Below are 14,946 nucleotides of genomic sequence, written 5' to 3'. Positions count from 1 at the left end.
TGATTCGATGAAGAAATACCCCGTAATCCTGTACAGCCTGTGGCTGCTTGCCAGCCTGGTCCTGCCGGCGCAGCTGTACGCCCATCACACCAGAGAACATGTGACGCTGCACTGTGACAGCGAGCAGGTCCTCAATGAATTCAATAAAAAGCTCGAACTTGGCCCACGACTCTGCACTCTGGTCGAGCAGAAGAACTACGTGACGGTTGAAGATGAATTGACGGCCAAATTCAATGCCATTATCGAACAGGCGAAGGTCGTGCTCAATATGTACCCCAAGAACCTTCACGTCAAGGTAGTGATCCTGCCAACCGCCAGGGATTGTTCGGCGGTGTTCGCCAAGAAATATGGCGTGCGGGAGAAGAAGATCGCCTACTATTCCCTTTCGGAAAATACGATCTACATCTCGGCAACGGATACGAAGGCGGGGGTGGTCGCCCACGAGCTGGCGCATGCCATCGTCGACTTCTATTTCTCGGAACGGCCGCCGTACCATATCCATGAGATGCTGGCTCAATCTGTCGAGCAACATCTGGAATCAAACGAAGAGCTCATCAAGGCGTATCGGCGACTGGACGAGAATGGCGCCATGCTGAAGAACGTCTGCGCCATGTACCCGCGTCGGGATGAATAGCCCCGCCTGCTCTTCCCCGACTTCGCCGTTGCCGTCTCGCCGCTGATCCCGCCGCCGTGCTCGCGGCGCTCTCTTTTCCCGCGCCCGTGGCGTTGCTTTCCCTCGTTTTCAACCTACATTAAAAAACAGGCCGGGAAAAATCGCCCGGCGAGGCTGGATTTTTCAGCAGCACTCATCCACAAGGGGCGGAGTTATTTCCCCCGTCAATAGGGAGGCATGCCATGATACAGGCAATCCCGGAGGGGTATCAGTCCCCCTCACGCCTGCGTTCGTATTCAAGGATGCCCGCAAGGCCATCGAATTCTATAAAAAGGCCTTCGGCGCAGAAGAGCGGTTCGTGATGCCGGGGCCGGCCGGCAAGGGCATCATGCATGCCGAGATCCGGATCGGTTCCTCGCCGATGATGCTGGGCGAGGAGAATCCGCAGTGTTCCTGCAGGAGCGCGGAGACCAAGGGCGGTTCGCCGATCAGTTTTTACGTCTATGTCGACAACGTCGATGAGGCGTTCCGGACCGCGGTTGCGGCCGAGGTCGAGGTCGAGATGCCGGTCGACGACATGTTCTGGGGAGATCGCATGGGCACCGTACGGGACCCGTTCGGTTACAGCTGGAGCCTCGCCAGCCACACCAGGGACTTGACGATGGCGGAAATTGAAGAGGGCGCCAAGGCCGCGTTCGCCAAAATGGCGGAGGCGTGAAGGCGACGGAGCTCCGCCTTGGTCGTTGCCGAGGGGGAACTCCGTTGTGACAGATGGCGGCAGCCTGGCAATCTGTTGCCGCCTGGTTGCCGTCATCTTTTCAGGTAGGCCTTCTTCCAGGGTTCATGGCGGGTGGCGCTGTAATCTTTCAACGCGTGGTGAAAGGCCTCCACCACCAGTTCGGCGCAATGGGTATGTTCAGCCGGCAGCGTCTCCAGATACTCCATTACGTGGGCCGGAGTGATCCGCCAGCCGTCGGCCACGCTGCTGCCTTCCACCAGAGCGGCCAGGGTGTTGGCACAGGCGTTGGTGTTCAGGCACCCCTGGATCAAAAAGGAAACGGTCCGGATCCGGTCGTCGCGGACGGACAGATACAGCTCGATGCTGTCACCGCAGTTGCTGACCCGTTTGCCATAGCCGTCAGGGTGTTGGACCATTTTCAAGCGGTTTGTCCGGGAGGCCATATCGATGAACTGAGCGGAATGGACCTGCTCGATTGCGGGAAGTTCGATTTCCATAGCGTTTGTGAACGGTTGTAGGAAAGAAGGGCGGGGCGGAGGCGGATGCTGCCGGAGGCGGCGTCCGCGTGACCCGACTCCGCCATTCTACCAGAGTCGAGCGCAAAATGCATCTCCGGCCGATTTCCCCTGGTCGACCCGGCCTTCCCCTTTGTCATCGCGACCAACGGGAGAGATCTCCTCCAGCGATCATCCGCCGCAATGAAGGGCATCTTCGGCAAAGACGAGATTTCTCGCTGGCGCTCGAAATGACAGGGGGGCTGTCATCGCGACCTTCCCCCGCTGTCATCTCGACCAACGGGAGAGATCTCCTGCAGCGATCATCCGCCGCAATGAGAGATATCCTCGGGAAGGACGAGATTTCTCGCTGGCGCTCGAAATGACAGACAAAAAAAACGAAACGACAGAGGAAAAATGTCATCGCGACGTTCCCCGCTGTCATCGCGACGTTCCCCGCTGTCATCGCGACGTTCCCCGCTGTCATCGCGACCTTCCCCCGCTGTCATCTCGACCAACGGGAGAGATCTCCTCCAGCGAACATCCGCCGGCGGAACGGCAGGGCAGGGGGCGGCACCGCGACAGGTCGACTGCCCCCGATCACGGCCTGAAGGGGGCGTAGTCCGTATACCCCTCCGGTCCCGGCGTATACCAGAGGGACATGTCTTCCGCCGGATTCAGCGGCCATCCGTTCCGGAACCGCTCGGGCAGGTCGGGATTGGTGATGTAGGGGCGGCCGAAGGCGATCAGGTCGGCATCGCCCGCGGCAATCCTCGCCTCGGCCGCCTCTTCGGTATAGCCGCAGTTGCCGATGATCAGACCCTTGAACAGCGGCCGGAACTCGGCCAGGGTCATCGGTTCGCCCTTGCCGTGAAAACCGAAGGCCAGCCCGTCCATGATATGGAGGTAGCCGAGATGCAGTTTGTCGATCTCAGCCGCGACGTACGGGAACAGGTCCCGGTAATCGTCGCAGCCCATATCGTTGTGCACTCCGTTGGGGGAGATGCGGGCTCCGACATGTTTCGCCGGCCAGACATCGAGCACTGCCTCCAGCACCTCCCTGAAAAAGCGGAACCTGTTCTCCAGGCTGCCGCCGTATTGGTCCTGGCGCCGATTTGATGTCGAGTCGAGGAACTGGTTGATCAGGTAGCCGTTGGCGCCATGGACCTCGACCCCGGAGAATCCCGCGGCCTTGGCGTTCGCCGCCGCCTTGCGATAATCGTCGACGACGGCCTTGATCTCGTCGACCGTCAGCGGCCGGGGCGTTTCGTAGGGTTTTTTGCCCAGAGGGGTGCGGATCGTATCGCCGTTGAGTCGCACCGCCGAGGCCGACACCGGGAGGGCGCCGTTGTGGAAATCGCTGTGCGAGGCCCGACCGCAATGCCATAACTGGAGGAAGATCGGGGTGCCGGTTGGTTTGAGCCGGTCGGTCACCTTGCGCCAGCCTTCGACCATCTCGTCGGTGTAGATCCCCGGCGATCCGATCCAACCGATTCCCTGGGCCGAGACGACGGTGGCCTCGGTGATCAGCAGTCCCGCGCTGGCCCTCTGAAAATAATGCTCGGCCATGATGTCGTTGGGCACGCGCTCGCTGCCGGCCCGTCCCCTGGTCATCGGGGCCATGACAAGACGATTTTTCAAGCGGTAATCGCCCAGGGTCGTCGGTTCGAACAAAAGTCCTTGGCTCATTTTCTGTCTCCGTAAGTTGATTGTTTCGAACATGGTCGATGAAGCGACCGTCACCACACATCTTCCAATTTAAGTTCAATGCCTCCCGATGTCCATGGGGTGTCTCCTTTATTGTTGTAAAATTGCTTTGAATTACAGTATTATATTGTTGCTTGAAGGGATAGGATTGACGTCTCGGGCGCTATTTCTGTCACTTGGGGCGCTATTTCTGCCACTTCTGGCGCTATTTCTATCACTTGGGGTACTATTTCTGTCACTTGGGGTACTATTTCTGCCACTTCTGCCACTTCTGGCGCTTCTGCCACTTCGGGCACTATTTCTATCACTTGGGGCGCTATTTCTGGCATATCGAGAATTATTTCTGTCATTTCGAGCATTATTTCTGTCATTTCGAGCGAAGCGAGAAATCTCGTCTTTCCCGAGGATGCTCCACCCTGTGGTGGATGATCGCTGCAGGAGATCTCTCCCGTTGGTCGAGATGACAGAGGGGGAAGGTCGAGATGACAGCGGGGGAAGGTCGAGATGACAGCGGGGGAAGGTCGAGATGACAGCGGGGGAAGGTCGAGATGACAGCGGGAGAAGGTCGAGATGACAGCGGGAGAAGGTCGAGATGACAGAGTGTGCAAGGGCGAAAAGGCAGGAGGAAGGTTGCGATGCCCCCCCTCTGTCATTTCGAGCGCAGCGAGAAATCCCGCTGTTCCTTGCAAACAACGGCAGGGCAAATTTTCCCCGGTGACCAATTGATGAGACACCCCCTGGCCGGACAGATCGTCGCGGCGCTGTTTTTCCGGCTCCTGCTCAACACCGGGCGGCGCTTCGTCTACCCCTTCGCCCCGGCCATGAGCCGGGAACTGGCCGTGCCGCTGTCGGCGATCACCTCGATCATCGCCGCCGGCCAACTGACGTCGCTGCTCGGTTTGTTCAGCGGCCCGCTGGCCGATCGCTTCGGCTACCGGGTGATGATGCGGGCCGGGCTGGCGATGCTGGCGGTCGGGATGCTGCTCTGCGGCCTGGCCCCGGAGTACTGGCCGGTGTTTGTCGGTCTGGTGGTCGCCAGTTTCGGCAAGACGATCTTCGACCCCTCGATCCAGGCCTTCATCGGCCACAGTGTCCCGTTTGAACGCCGCGGCCGGGTGATCGGGATCATCGAGACCGCCTGGGCCGGATCGACCCTGATCGGCATTCCGGCCATCGGCCTGATCATCGCCGATATCGGCCTGACCGGCGCCTTTTACCTGCTGGCGCTACTGGGCGCGGTCGGCTGGCTGACCATCAGCCGGGTCATCCCGGCCGACGGTGGGGCCGCCGGGTCGGGGAACAACCGGGTCCATATCTTCGCCGCCCTGCCGCAACTGTTCAAGGTCCGGCCCGCTGCCGGCATGCTGGCGTTCGGTTTCTGGATCAGCATCGCCAACGACAGCCTGTTCGTCGTCTACGGCGCCTGGTTTGAGCAGGATTTCCAGGTCAGCGTCGCCGCCCTCGGCTTCAGCACCATCGCCATCGGGGCGGCGGAGCTGTGCGGCGAGTCGCTGACGGCAGTGTTCGCCGACCGCATCGGGCTGAAGCGGGCGATTACCCTGGGGCTGGGTCTGGCGATGGCCGCCTACCTCCTCCTGCCTCTTACCGGCAGTTCGCTGTCCCTGGCGATGGCCGGGATGTTTATTGTCTTCCTGACCTTCGAGTTCACGATCGTCACCAGCTTTTCGCTCAGCACCGAACTGATGGCGGAGTCGAGGGCGACGATGATGGCCGGCTTCTATGCCACCTCCGGGGTAGGGCGGATGATCGGGGTCCTGGTCGGCGGCTGGCTGTGGCAGCTGGGCGGGATCCACGCCGTCGCCTGGAGTGCGGCGGGATTGACCGGTTGCGGCCTGTTGTCGCTGTGGTGGGGATTGCATGGCTGGACGAGACAGAGGCCTTGCCGGCGCTGATCATCGTTGTTGCCGGGCTGTCGGCCGTTTGCCGCCGGTTACCGTACGCTGCCCGTTTGTGAGCAAAAAATGTTGCTGAATAAGGATGTTAGCCGTAATATGGGAGGTGCTGCCGATGGCCGATGGCTCGAGATCGGCAACAACGCCGGCCCGTTTTCCCCATGTTCGTCCCGGAAACATAGAAAAATCGGTATGTTTGGCCCGCCGGTATCGTTCCCGTACTCTTGGCTCCCGCAGTGGATCCGGGGCTGGGACGGGAAGCAGGTACAGGTCGTATTCCGATCCGCATCTGTCGCTGCCAACAGACCTGAAACAAGAGGTAACCCGTGAAAAAGCAAGTCGATAAGTTGAACAACGCAATATTCCTCGTCACCGAGGAACATTCCTGTCCCATTTACAATGTCGGCGAGGAACTGAAGGTGGAAAACTTCTGCCTGTCGGTCCCGGCTTTCAAACCGCAATGCCTCTACCTGTCACAGTCGATCATGAACGTGATTACAACACGGGCGACGTTCAGCGGGCTGTCCAGACGTACCGGTCCCAAGACGAGATTCGATTGCGGCGGCTGCCAGGGGATGATCTATTTTGAATTTAAGAAAGAAAAGGATTTCGCCACGCTGCAGATGAAATTGCTGATCGAATCCGAGCTTCGGCGGCGAAAGCAGCATCTGGACAGATTTTTTTCCATATTACGGAATCTTGATGTCTTCGAAGCCCTCGATGATGACGCCTTGATCGATCTGATCATGCTGCTCGAGATGAAGAATGTCCCGATCGACCGGGTCATTCTCAAGAAAGACGAACCCGGCAGCCATCTGTTCATCATCCTCGATGGCCGCGTGGCGGTGATCGATGAGGATGGGTCGAGGATTACCGAATTCGGTCAGGGGGCGATCTTCGGCGAAATGAGCCTGCTCTCCGACGAACCGGTGACCAATGCCGTCTATACCATCGCCGATACCCAGGTGGCGATGCTGAGTCTGAAAAATCTGCGCCATGTCCTTAAAAAATATCCGGTATTGCAGATATTCCTCTTTAAATTGCTGGTCGATCGAGCCCAGACGATGACCCTCCGCTCAGGAAATATCACTTCGGGCATGAGCGGGGAACTGGCCGAGATTTCGATTGTCGATCTCCTGCAGTTGATCAACTCCGCCCAGAAGACCGGAACGATAGATCTGATCCTTGAAGAGGGGAAGGCCGTCGTCTGTTTCAAGGAGGGAGAAATTGTTCAGGCCCGATTCAAGAACCACCGCGACAAGGACGCCATCTATGCCATGCTCGGCGTCAAAAGCGGGCGTTTCACCTATACCAAGGGAATCGCCCCCGGACTCGGGGCTCTGCCGCCCATCGGCGGGTTCATCGGTCTGATCATGGAAGGACTGCAGAGGATAGACGAGGACAAGGACTGACCCCGTATTGCCGCCGGAGGTCTCTCCCTGGCGGTCGAGAAGACACACTCCCATCTCTGTCATTTCGAAGCGATAGCGAGAAATCTCTTCATTCCCGGGTGGGCGGAGGTCATGGTCTCACCCCCCGCTGTCATTTGGAAGCGAAGCGAGAAATCTCTTCATTCCCGGTAGGGCGGAGGTCATGGACCCACCCCCGCTGTCATTTCGAAGCGAAGCGAGAAATCTCGATGTTTCCTTTGCTGGAGCGTATTCCGAGCCCTGTTTGAGATCTCTCCCTTCAGTCGAGACGACAGCGGGGGCAGGTCGAGACGACAGGGAGGGCAGTCGAGATGGCAGGGGAGGCAGGTCGAGATGGCAGGGGAGGCAGGTCGAGATGACAGCGGGGGCAGGTCGAGACGACAGGGAGGGCAGTCGAGATGGCAGGGGAGGGAGCAGGGCGAAGCGACGGGCGTGCAGAGGGTTATTGTTCAGGAAGCTCATTATTGACAAAAAATTTGAGTATCGTACAATGGAAAGGTAAACACGTTGAGTTTTTCTAATTGGTTGAAAGAATAGATTTTCTTTCCTCCATCCAACGGAAGCGCGATATGGATGAAGGGGGTGATGGGGAAGACGTGCCGGCAGTATCGCTGCATTCATGATCACGAAAACCTTTAGTCAGGAGGAGGTATGAGATTTTTCAAGGGCATGACCGTTCTGCTCGGACTCGCCGTACCGCTGATGTTCACCGGTGCCCAGGCGGCTGAGGAGAAGAAAGCCAAGACCATTGCCGAACTTGCGGCAATGTATGATTCGAGTGGATGTGTGGACTGTCATACTGAAGCTCATGAGCAGTGGCAGAAATCACTCCACGCCCGATCGATTTTCGGTCCGGAAAAAACCGGCAGAACCGCGGCTACGTTCAGGACGACCATCGAGAATGGCTTGATGGAGTGGGAACATTCCGGAGTGAAAGCGCCGGAAGATGTCGGCGTCAAGCATCTGATGATCTGCGCCAAGTGCCATCTGCCGCAGCTGGAGGAGGCCGAGGACAGCGTCGCCAAGGAAATCGTCAAGAACATCTACGCCTTTGCCGAGGACGGTGACGAGGATGCGGCTAAGGCCCTGCAGTCTCTGAACATCGGTTGCACCGTCTGTCACGGCCGCAACGCCATCGTTCACAAGTGGAAAGATGGGACCCCGCAGAAAGATGCGGTCTATGGTACCAAGGATGGCGAGCACGAGGACGAAAACCATCCGGTGATGAAAGAAAGCAAGATCATGAAGGAATCGATCCTCTGCGGCCAGTGTCATGGCCTGGGACCGAATTTCGACCTGGAGAATCCGACCCAGTGCGCAACGCTCTATGGCGCCCATCTCTATACCTATAAGGCCGAAGGCGGGGTTGCAACCTGCCAGGAATGCCATATGGAGAAGAGCGGGCTCGGTCATGACATGCAGAGCTATCGTTCTCCCGTGATGGCCAAGATGGCGCTGGAGGTCGAAGTCGAGTCCGAGGCCTACCAGTGGCGTGACGGTTCGACCATGACGCCGCTGGCCGATGTCATCGTCGAGCTGAAGAACAAGGCCGGGCACCCCATTCCGGACGGCTGACCGACTCCAAACCGGGTGGTCCTGTATGTGACCGCGAAAACAGCTGATGGCAAGGTATTCTACAAGAACGAAAAAATCTACATGCCGGTCCCGCAGCAGATGGGCCGGGGCGACAAGATGGGCCGTGGACCGTACGAGAAGAGCGGCATCCTGCGCGACACCAGCCTGCCGCCGCTGAAGACGACCAGGGAGAAATTCACCATCCCCGTCTACACCGAGGCAACCAAGGATGACAAACTGGTACGGACCATCATCGCCAACGACTTCACCGTCGATGTCGAGGTATGGTATCAGCCGTACGGCAAGAAAGATGATCCGGGCAACGCCCAGAAGTGGTTTGCCGTCACCAAGAACATGCACATCGAGAAGGGCGGGAAGTAATCTCCTCCTCGCGGCATGAACGTCGAAGGCCGGATCCGGTTGTCGGGTCCGGCCTTTGTGCGTTCAGGGTTCGGATATGACCCGGATATCATTCCGACTACAGCCACGCAGGGGAATAATGTCAGCAGTTCCAGGAGTAAGGTGTGATGGTCGCTCTCCATTCTTTGTAAATTCAAAGTCTTTGTTTAAAATTGCCAGGTCTGTTCCGGAGGGTAAGGGGCGCCAACTTTCGACCATTTCCTGTTGTCATCTCGGCCAATCCCCGCTGTCATCTCGACCGCCCCCCGCTGTCATCTCGACCGCCCCCCCGCTGTCATCTCGACCGCCCCCCGCTGTCATCTCGACCGCCAGGGAGAGATCTCCTGCCAGTACGACGAGATTTGTCGCTTGGCCCGATACGACCATGGGGGAGGGGCATCGCGACCTTTTGTTTTGCTTCGGCCGGAAATTCCATTTCCAACTGAAGCAAAATACAAAACGATTTGACGTCATGACGTTGTGACATTAAAATATTGAAAACAGGAGGTGGTTGTATGTCTACACAAACAAAGAGAGCGACGATCTATTTTGACCCGGAGATACACAGGGCTCTGAAATTGAAAGCACTGGAGACTTCTCGATCGATTACCGATCTGGTGAATCAAGCTGTAAAGGAGGCTCTGGCGGAAGATGTGGAAGATATTTTCACCTATGAAGAGCGGAAAAACGAACCTCTGATCAGTTATGATCAAATGGTAAAAAAATTGAGGAAAGATGGAAGAATATAGCATCTTCTTCAAAAAATCCGTTGAGAAGGATCTCGTTGGCATCCCAAAGACCTCTTTGGCGAAAATTCTCCAAAGAATAGAGACCATGAAGACCAATCCCCGGCCACAAGGAAGCGAAAAACTCACCGGCCAGGAACTCTATCGCATTCGGCAGGGAATATTCAGGATCGTTTATTCAATGCAAGACCGGGAATTGACAATCTGGAGCATCAGGATCGCGCATCGCAAGGACATATACAAGAAATTGTGATAGTCGGGCGTGGCATCTCAACCGTCATTTCGAGCTTTAGCGAGAAATCTCATTGTTCCCGGTAGGGCGAAAGTCATGATCTCGCCCCCGCTGTCATTTCGAAGCGAAGCGAGAAATCTCGTCGTTCCCGATAAAGACTTGAAAATGACCATGGTACTGACTATGGTTATAAAAGGTGATAAAAAATGGAGGAACATACCATGCAAACCATCAAGGCGTCAGAATTCAAGGCAAAATGTTTACATATCATGGATGAAGTGAACCGCACAGGGGAAGAAATCGTGATTACAAAAAACGGAAAACCTGTCTCCATCCTCAAACCATATCGAACAGCTCCAGCCACGATCTTCGGCCTGCATAAGGGAAAAATACAGAGCAGGGATGACTTGATTGCCCCCTTGGACATTGTCTGGAGTGCGGAATAATGCTGCTTCTCGATACCCACGTTCTCGTTTGGCTGGATGAAGGAAGCCATCGACTGGGAGCCAATGCCTTACAGGCAATTATCGAATCGTTGCCGGCAGGTCAACTCGGAGTGGCGACCATCAGCTTTTTGGAGATTGCCATGCTGATCGAAAAAAATCGGTTGACGATGCAAACAGCACTGGATGTGTGGCGATCCGACCTTCTGCAAGCCGGATTGGTTGAATTTCCTTTGCAAGGAACAACGGCTCTACGTGCAGGTCAACTGCAGATGTTTCACGGTGATCCAGCAGACCGCATCATTGTAGCTACGGCCATTGAAAATGGAGCCACGCTTGTCACGGCGGATGAGAAAATCCTCTCCTGGGTGCCGCTCCAACAAAAAATTGACGCGCGCCTGTAAAAAATGCCGGTGATGTCCGGTTAAGAATTTCATCAATTCGGTAAAAAGAAGTCATGGCTGTAGCGGATACATACTGGAACATGATTCCAAACAGGAAGTTGGCAAAACACCTCGCCATGCGTGACGTTCCTTCGTTGGTGTATGAAGCTGTAAATCTTGAAGGTATAGCAATCACCCTCCCTGAGGTACAAACGATTTTAGATGGGGTAACTGTTGGCGGCCACAAGATCAGTGATCAAAATATCGTTATTCATCAGGCAGATACATGGGCGCACCTTTTCAAATTAATCGATGCGAACAGGTTCGAATTTTCAAAAGCAATCGCCCTTGAACTGCACGGCATCGCCGGCAAAGAAGAGGCGTTTGAGTGGGGAGTATTTCGTTCCGGCAACGTTGCCATCGGAGGATCGGAGTATGAACCGCCTGCTCCCGACAAGCTGGATGCGCTCTGGTTGGAAACCGAATCTCAAATCAACCAGATGGAAGATGTATACGACAAGGCGATCGCTGCATTCCTGCAAATGGCCAGAGTGCAATTCTTCTGGGATGTCAATAAACGGATGGGACGTTTTATGATGAATGGCATTCTGCTCGATGAAGGGTACCCCATCATCAATGTCCCGGTAAGAAAACAGCTGGAGTTCAACACACTGATGCTGGAGTTTTATTCATCAAATGATATGACAAAGATGAACCGTTTTTTACGTGATTGCCTGCACGAAAAAATTATCGCCAACTTTAGAAACAGTAAAAAGAATCAGTGATTTCCGGTTAAGATTGTCAGTCAGTGGGAAGCGCTTTGCCATGGCGTTTTGCCTCCCTGCCGTTTGCTTTGCGAAAGCTGATGATCCGAACCTCACCAGGCACAGGGGTGAAACATAGCACGTGCATCACTGGAAATGATTTACGCATGAGCAGCATTGTTCAGGACTTCTGCCACCCACTGGTTCAGGCTCTTGCCGGCAGATTCGGCGGCAGCCGCCACGGCAGCGTGGACTTCAGCGTTTACCCGGATCAGGAGTTTGCCGGAATATGGTTTGTTCGGTAGTTGGCCCAGTGACGCACAGGCATCGAGATAGTCGTCGACAGCTTCACGAAACGAGTTTTCCAACTCGGAAACCGTCTCTCCGTGGAAACTGACAACATCCCTGATACCGATAACGCGGCCAACAAAAATGCGATCTTCGGCATCAAATTCAACGCGGGCGGCATAGCCTTTGTGGGTCATTGCGTTCATGGCTGTATCCTCAACTGTGTCAAAAAATCTCTCGCGCCTTTGACCCTATACCGCAGGGCAACTCTGTCCGGGTGCGGGCGATGGAAGGTGGCGCGAACCCCATCTTTTTCAAAAGTTATCGATGAACCCTTCCCTTCGACGGTTCTGCAGCCGACAGAAACCAGCAAGGCTTCGATGTCACGCCATTCCACGTTTCCGTTGATAGGATCGGTGAAGATGGCCTTGAGGGTTTTTCGATTCTTGCTGTTCATGCCTATTGTGCTATCGAAATATGTAAGCACTGTCAACAACAATGCCAAGTTTTTTTCCTTGCAGCCACGGCATCTGATCGGCACCCCAAGTCATCGACAAAGAGATAATCCCAAGGATAATCAAGTCCGCAGCAAACAGATTCGCCGGGAGGCGGGATTGAGGGGAGGGGACAACGCCATGGACATATTGCACATCAACGGGATTCGAATGGTTGTCCGGTCAAACAACCAATGGCATGATCTGATTCAGAAAATCACCTGCCAATTTCTCCGCCTCTTCAGTGTCGTAATCGGCCTGCAGGCCGAGCCAGAAACCTGCGGTGGTGCCGAATGCACGGGAAAGGCGCAGGGCGGTGTCGGCCGAGATGGATCTGGTGCCGGCGCAGATCTCGCCGATCCGGGCAGCCGGAACACCGATAGTCTTGGCCAGCCGGTATTTGCTGATCCCCATCGGTTCAAGGAACTCGTGCAGCAGGATCTCGCCGGGATGAATATTCGGCAGTCTGTCCATAGTGGCCTCCAGTCAGTGATAATCGCAAATTTCAACCCGTTCTGCCGTTCCGTCGCACCAGACGAAGCAAATCCGCCACTGGTCGTTGATACGGATACTCCATTGCCCTTCGCGATCCCCGGAGAGTTTTTCCAGGCGATTGGCCGGAGGGATGCGAAGGTCGTCAAGAGTGCGGGCGTTGTTCAACATTCTCAACTTGCGGCGGGCAATTGCTTGAATCTGGTTTGGCAACTTCCTGGTGAAAGATCCTTGCCAGATCGACTCCGCCGCGTCGTCGTGGAATGTCTTGATCATGGGAATATAATATCGCGTGCCGATAATATTGTCAAACGGTACTATAAAGGCAATGTCCGCTGAGACGACGATGGCACTCTTCGCCGCACAGCGGTTTGACTACCAGGCGCACGCCAAGGGCCTTGGAAACTTTGCATATCGGGACAAAGTCGGGAGCAAGAATTGCGATGGCAAAAGAGGCGCTGCCGGCTCTTCATGGCCGATGTTCCTTCAACCAGTCGCGGAGAGCGGCGTTCATGCGGCTCTGCCAGCCTTTGCCGCTGGCCTTGAAGGCTTCCAGCACGTCGTTGTCGAAACGGACGGTGGTTGATGATTTCGTTGCCGTTCCGGCCGGCCGACCGCGCAGGGCTTTTTTCGCCGCTTTGCGGAATTCTTCCTTGGAGACGAGCTTATCGCCGATCTGCATCTTTGCCTTGGTAAAGAAATCGTCGGTCAATTCGGGCGCGTCGTCCGGATCAACCCAGGAACTTTTTGTATCTGCTTTTTTCGCGTTCATTGGCGTACCTCATCGAAATAATGCGGCGGAAAGCGCCACGTGGCGTCCAAACCAGAACAACCACCCGGGTATTGAGAACTCCCAGAGTGATAAAGCGACTCTCGCCATAATCAGACCTGTCGTCCTGCTCCGTCAAGACCGGTCCGGCAAAGACCTCGGTCGCTTCCGCGAAATCGAGACCCCGCTGCTGCAACGTTTTGTCGCGTTTGATCTGGTCGAATTCGATATCCATGTGTTTATTGTAGTAACAACAAGCACAGGCGTCAATATTCCCATGCAGCCCCGTCGCCTGATCGGCAACCCCGACGTCATCGACATAGGGATCATCCCCGAGATCATCGAGTCCGCAGCAAACAGAATCGCCGGGAAGCGGGATTGTGGGGAGGGGACAACGCCATGGACATTATACGAGCATTCAGGATGCCGCCGGCGCTTTCGTGCCCATACCTCTCTTTTTCGCCAGGTAACCGAGGGCTATCAGGAAAACGTGCGGGTCTTCATCGTTGAAAGCCGCAGACAGATATTCATTTATCTCTTCTTCACTCTCAAGATAATCAAAGGGATTGTATGGGCTGGTCTTTACTTTGACCATGAGTCATCACCCTTCTCCGCGCAGCGGTCTGGCGACCAGGCGCACGCCAAGGGCCTTGGAAACTTTGCTGATGGTTTCAAAACGAGGGTTGCCGCCTTCAGCCAGCGATTTGTAGAGGCTGGCCCTGGTCAGACCGGCCTTTTTGGCAATCTCGGTCATGCCTTTGGCACGGGCGGCGGTGTTGAGAGCGTGGATGTAATCGGATTCATCCCCTTCCTCAATTACCGCGGCCAAAAAATCGCATATGTCTTCATCTGTTTTCAGGTGTTCGGCAACATCAAATGGTCGTGTCTTCAAAGCCATGTCTTATTCCTCCAAATCGTGCAGTATCACTCTGGCCTTGGCAATATCTTGTGTCTGGCTCGACTTGTCGCCGCCAGCAACCTTTTTTTGGCGGTGGCGTCCCTTACTTTCGCCAGCAACTTGTCAAAGTATTCCGTGCTCTGCAGTTCGTATTTGATGATCTTGATGTATCCATCTGGAAACAGACTGTCAAGAAATTCCCCTTGCAGCCCCGCCACCTGATCGCCGATGATGTTCCGTTTGGAAAATTGAGAGATAATTCCCGGTAGGGCCAAGGCCATGTTCCTGCCCCCGCTGTCATTTCGAAGCGAAGCGAGAAATCTTGCTGTTCCCGATAGGGCCAAGGCCATGCTCCCGCCCCCTCTGTCATTTCGTTTTTTTTCCTGTTATTTCGAAGCGAAGCGAGAAATCTTACTGTCCCCGGCAGGGCCAAGTCCATGCTCCCGCCCCCGCTGTCATTTCGAAGCGAAGCGAGAAATCCCGTTGTTCCCGGTAGGGCCAATGCCATAATCCCACCCCCGCTGTCATTCCTTGCGATGCGCGATCCTGATGATCCAGATTGTCGGT

Annotated in this window: 22 protein-coding genes; 10 read left to right on the top strand and 12 right to left on the bottom strand. The window is 55.5% G+C overall.

Annotated features, from left to right (window positions below; all coding sequences use genetic code 11):
• Window positions 1–7 precede the first annotated feature (7 nt).
• A complete protein-coding gene (locus tag ACWGKN_RS12890) occupies window positions 8–634 on the top strand; it encodes a hypothetical protein (RefSeq protein WP_452095409.1) in 627 nt (208 codons plus the stop codon).
• Between the two features lie 139 nt (window positions 635–773).
• Window positions 774–1,331: a VOC family protein gene (locus tag ACWGKN_RS12885; protein ID WP_452095493.1), complete on the top strand. Its 558-nt coding sequence runs from the start codon at window positions 774–776 to the stop codon at window positions 1,329–1,331.
• A gap of 92 nt (window positions 1,332–1,423) precedes the next feature.
• Here the strand turns inward: ACWGKN_RS12885 and ACWGKN_RS12880 are convergent, their stop codons facing one another.
• From ACWGKN_RS12880 to ACWGKN_RS12870, 3 genes are all read right to left on the bottom strand, one after another.
• Entirely contained in the window at window positions 1,424–1,849 is a 426-nt protein-coding gene (locus ACWGKN_RS12880; RefSeq protein ID WP_035230047.1) for an iron-sulfur cluster assembly scaffold protein, read from the bottom strand.
• 597 nt (window positions 1,850–2,446) lie between these two features.
• On the bottom strand, window positions 2,447–3,535 hold the full coding sequence (locus ACWGKN_RS12875) for an alkene reductase (protein ID WP_035230046.1): 1,089 nt from the start codon (window positions 3,533–3,535) through the stop codon (window positions 2,447–2,449).
• A gap of 140 nt (window positions 3,536–3,675) precedes the next feature.
• Window positions 3,676–3,912: a hypothetical protein gene (locus tag ACWGKN_RS12870; protein WP_452095408.1), complete on the bottom strand. Its 237-nt coding sequence runs from the start codon at window positions 3,910–3,912 to the stop codon at window positions 3,676–3,678.
• A gap of 366 nt (window positions 3,913–4,278) precedes the next feature.
• Between ACWGKN_RS12870 and ACWGKN_RS12865 the strand changes: the two genes are divergently transcribed.
• From ACWGKN_RS12865 to ACWGKN_RS12830, 8 genes are all read left to right on the top strand, one after another.
• Window positions 4,279–5,466, top strand: a complete 1,188-nt coding sequence (locus ACWGKN_RS12865; RefSeq protein ID WP_452095407.1) for an MFS transporter — start codon at window positions 4,279–4,281, stop codon at window positions 5,464–5,466.
• Between the two features lie 326 nt (window positions 5,467–5,792).
• Entirely contained in the window at window positions 5,793–6,878 is a 1,086-nt protein-coding gene (locus tag ACWGKN_RS12860; protein WP_452095406.1) for a DUF4388 domain-containing protein, read from the top strand.
• Window positions 6,879–7,547: 669 nt separating this feature from the next.
• Window positions 7,548–8,852 (top strand): multiheme c-type cytochrome (seleno)protein ExtKL, encoded by a 1,305-nt coding sequence (gene extKL / locus ACWGKN_RS12855; protein WP_424255419.1) that lies wholly within the window; start codon window positions 7,548–7,550, stop codon window positions 8,850–8,852.
• A gap of 533 nt (window positions 8,853–9,385) precedes the next feature.
• On the top strand, window positions 9,386–9,619 hold the full coding sequence (locus tag ACWGKN_RS12850) for a plasmid partition protein ParG (RefSeq protein ID WP_035232895.1): 234 nt from the start codon (window positions 9,386–9,388) through the stop codon (window positions 9,617–9,619).
• Entirely contained in the window at window positions 9,606–9,869 is a 264-nt protein-coding gene (locus tag ACWGKN_RS12845; RefSeq protein ID WP_035232893.1) for a type II toxin-antitoxin system RelE family toxin, read from the top strand. The genes ACWGKN_RS12850 and ACWGKN_RS12845 overlap by 14 nt, the downstream gene beginning before the upstream one ends.
• A gap of 185 nt (window positions 9,870–10,054) precedes the next feature.
• On the top strand, window positions 10,055–10,294 hold the full coding sequence (locus tag ACWGKN_RS12840; RefSeq protein WP_035232891.1) for a type II toxin-antitoxin system Phd/YefM family antitoxin: 240 nt from the start codon (window positions 10,055–10,057) through the stop codon (window positions 10,292–10,294).
• Entirely contained in the window at window positions 10,294–10,695 is a 402-nt protein-coding gene (locus ACWGKN_RS12835) for a type II toxin-antitoxin system VapC family toxin (RefSeq protein ID WP_452095405.1), read from the top strand. The genes ACWGKN_RS12840 and ACWGKN_RS12835 overlap by 1 nt, the downstream gene beginning before the upstream one ends.
• 53 nt (window positions 10,696–10,748) lie before the next feature.
• The gene (locus tag ACWGKN_RS12830; RefSeq protein WP_452095404.1) at window positions 10,749–11,459 is read left to right on the top strand and encodes a Fic family protein; all 711 of its coding nucleotides are present in this window, start codon (window positions 10,749–10,751) and stop codon (window positions 11,457–11,459) included.
• 140 nt (window positions 11,460–11,599) lie between these two features.
• On the opposite strand, the gene ACWGKN_RS12825 is transcribed toward ACWGKN_RS12830, so the two are convergent.
• The 9 genes from ACWGKN_RS12825 to ACWGKN_RS12785 all read right to left on the bottom strand — a co-directional run bounded on the left by ACWGKN_RS12825 (window position 11,600) and on the right by ACWGKN_RS12785 (window position 14,729).
• The gene (locus tag ACWGKN_RS12825; RefSeq protein WP_035232887.1) at window positions 11,600–11,932 is read right to left on the bottom strand and encodes a type II toxin-antitoxin system HicB family antitoxin; all 333 of its coding nucleotides are present in this window, start codon (window positions 11,930–11,932) and stop codon (window positions 11,600–11,602) included.
• Complete coding sequence (locus tag ACWGKN_RS12820) at window positions 11,929–12,183, bottom strand: type II toxin-antitoxin system HicA family toxin (protein ID WP_035232904.1); 255 nt, start codon at window positions 12,181–12,183, stop codon at window positions 11,929–11,931. Before ACWGKN_RS12820 ends, ACWGKN_RS12825 begins: the two co-directional genes overlap by 4 nt.
• Before the next feature lie 220 nt (window positions 12,184–12,403).
• Window positions 12,404–12,694, bottom strand: coding sequence for a HigA family addiction module antitoxin (locus tag ACWGKN_RS12815; protein WP_452095403.1), 291 nt, complete (start codon window positions 12,692–12,694; stop codon window positions 12,404–12,406).
• A 12-nt stretch (window positions 12,695–12,706) separates the two neighbouring features.
• Entirely contained in the window at window positions 12,707–12,988 is a 282-nt protein-coding gene (locus tag ACWGKN_RS12810; protein WP_035232883.1) for a type II toxin-antitoxin system RelE/ParE family toxin, read from the bottom strand.
• A 193-nt stretch (window positions 12,989–13,181) separates the two neighbouring features.
• Window positions 13,182–13,484 (bottom strand): BrnA antitoxin family protein, encoded by a 303-nt coding sequence (locus ACWGKN_RS12805; RefSeq protein WP_035232881.1) that lies wholly within the window; start codon window positions 13,482–13,484, stop codon window positions 13,182–13,184.
• Window positions 13,444–13,716 carry a BrnT family toxin gene (locus tag ACWGKN_RS12800; protein ID WP_035232879.1) on the bottom strand — a complete coding sequence of 91 codons (273 nt, stop codon included), beginning with the start codon at window positions 13,714–13,716 and terminating at the stop codon, window positions 13,444–13,446. Before ACWGKN_RS12800 ends, ACWGKN_RS12805 begins: the two co-directional genes overlap by 41 nt.
• A 183-nt stretch (window positions 13,717–13,899) precedes the next feature.
• Window positions 13,900–14,076, bottom strand: coding sequence for a helix-turn-helix domain-containing transcriptional regulator (locus ACWGKN_RS12795; RefSeq protein ID WP_452095402.1), 177 nt, complete (start codon window positions 14,074–14,076; stop codon window positions 13,900–13,902).
• Between the two features lie 6 nt (window positions 14,077–14,082).
• Window positions 14,083–14,379 carry an addiction module antidote protein gene (locus tag ACWGKN_RS12790; RefSeq protein ID WP_035232878.1) on the bottom strand — a complete coding sequence of 99 codons (297 nt, stop codon included), beginning with the start codon at window positions 14,377–14,379 and terminating at the stop codon, window positions 14,083–14,085.
• A gap of 26 nt (window positions 14,380–14,405) precedes the next feature.
• Window positions 14,406–14,729, bottom strand: a complete 324-nt coding sequence (locus tag ACWGKN_RS12785) for a hypothetical protein (RefSeq protein ID WP_452095401.1) — start codon at window positions 14,727–14,729, stop codon at window positions 14,406–14,408.
• Window positions 14,730–14,946: the final 217 nt, after the last annotated feature.

The organism is Desulfoprunum sp., from assembly GCF_053613775.1.
The sequence above is the reverse complement of the archived record's forward strand: the minus strand, read 5'-3'. Positions and strand labels throughout refer to the sequence as shown.

Bases quoted from the DNA above. Each gene is read 5' to 3' on its own strand.
- ACWGKN_RS12870 (WP_452095408.1), bottom strand. From the start codon at position 3,912: ATGCTCGAAATGACAGAAATAATTCTCGATATGCCAGAAATAGCGCCC.
- ACWGKN_RS12820 (WP_035232904.1), bottom strand. From the start codon at position 12,183: ATGAACAGCAAGAATCGAAAAACCCTCAAGGCCATCTTCACCGATCCT.
- ACWGKN_RS12830 (WP_452095404.1), top strand. From the start codon at position 10,749: ATGGCTGTAGCGGATACATACTGGAACATGATTCCAAACAGGAAGTTG.
- ACWGKN_RS12845 (WP_035232893.1), top strand. From the start codon at position 9,606: ATGGAAGAATATAGCATCTTCTTCAAAAAATCCGTTGAGAAGGATCTC.
- ACWGKN_RS12840 (WP_035232891.1), top strand. From the start codon at position 10,055: ATGGAGGAACATACCATGCAAACCATCAAGGCGTCAGAATTCAAGGCA.
- ACWGKN_RS12800 (WP_035232879.1), bottom strand. From the start codon at position 13,716: ATGGATATCGAATTCGACCAGATCAAACGCGACAAAACGTTGCAGCAG.
- ACWGKN_RS12835 (WP_452095405.1), top strand. From the start codon at position 10,294: ATGCTGCTTCTCGATACCCACGTTCTCGTTTGGCTGGATGAAGGAAGC.
- ACWGKN_RS12825 (WP_035232887.1), bottom strand. From the start codon at position 11,932: ATGAACGCAATGACCCACAAAGGCTATGCCGCCCGCGTTGAATTTGAT.
- ACWGKN_RS12850 (WP_035232895.1), top strand. From the start codon at position 9,386: ATGTCTACACAAACAAAGAGAGCGACGATCTATTTTGACCCGGAGATA.
- ACWGKN_RS12795 (WP_452095402.1), bottom strand. From the start codon at position 14,076: ATGGTCAAAGTAAAGACCAGCCCATACAATCCCTTTGATTATCTTGAG.
- ACWGKN_RS12805 (WP_035232881.1), bottom strand. From the start codon at position 13,484: ATGAACGCGAAAAAAGCAGATACAAAAAGTTCCTGGGTTGATCCGGAC.
- ACWGKN_RS12790 (WP_035232878.1), bottom strand. From the start codon at position 14,379: ATGGCTTTGAAGACACGACCATTTGATGTTGCCGAACACCTGAAAACA.
- ACWGKN_RS12810 (WP_035232883.1), bottom strand. From the start codon at position 12,988: ATGATCAAGACATTCCACGACGACGCGGCGGAGTCGATCTGGCAAGGA.
- ACWGKN_RS12890 (WP_452095409.1), top strand. From the start codon at position 8: ATGAAGAAATACCCCGTAATCCTGTACAGCCTGTGGCTGCTTGCCAGC.
- ACWGKN_RS12815 (WP_452095403.1), bottom strand. From the start codon at position 12,694: ATGGACAGACTGCCGAATATTCATCCCGGCGAGATCCTGCTGCACGAG.
- ACWGKN_RS12880 (WP_035230047.1), bottom strand. From the start codon at position 1,849: ATGGAAATCGAACTTCCCGCAATCGAGCAGGTCCATTCCGCTCAGTTC.
- ACWGKN_RS12785 (WP_452095401.1), bottom strand. From the start codon at position 14,729: ATGGCCTTGGCCCTATCGGGAACAGCAAGATTTCTCGCTTCGCTTCGA.
- ACWGKN_RS12875 (WP_035230046.1), bottom strand. From the start codon at position 3,535: ATGAGCCAAGGACTTTTGTTCGAACCGACGACCCTGGGCGATTACCGC.
- ACWGKN_RS12865 (WP_452095407.1), top strand. From the start codon at position 4,279: ATGAGACACCCCCTGGCCGGACAGATCGTCGCGGCGCTGTTTTTCCGG.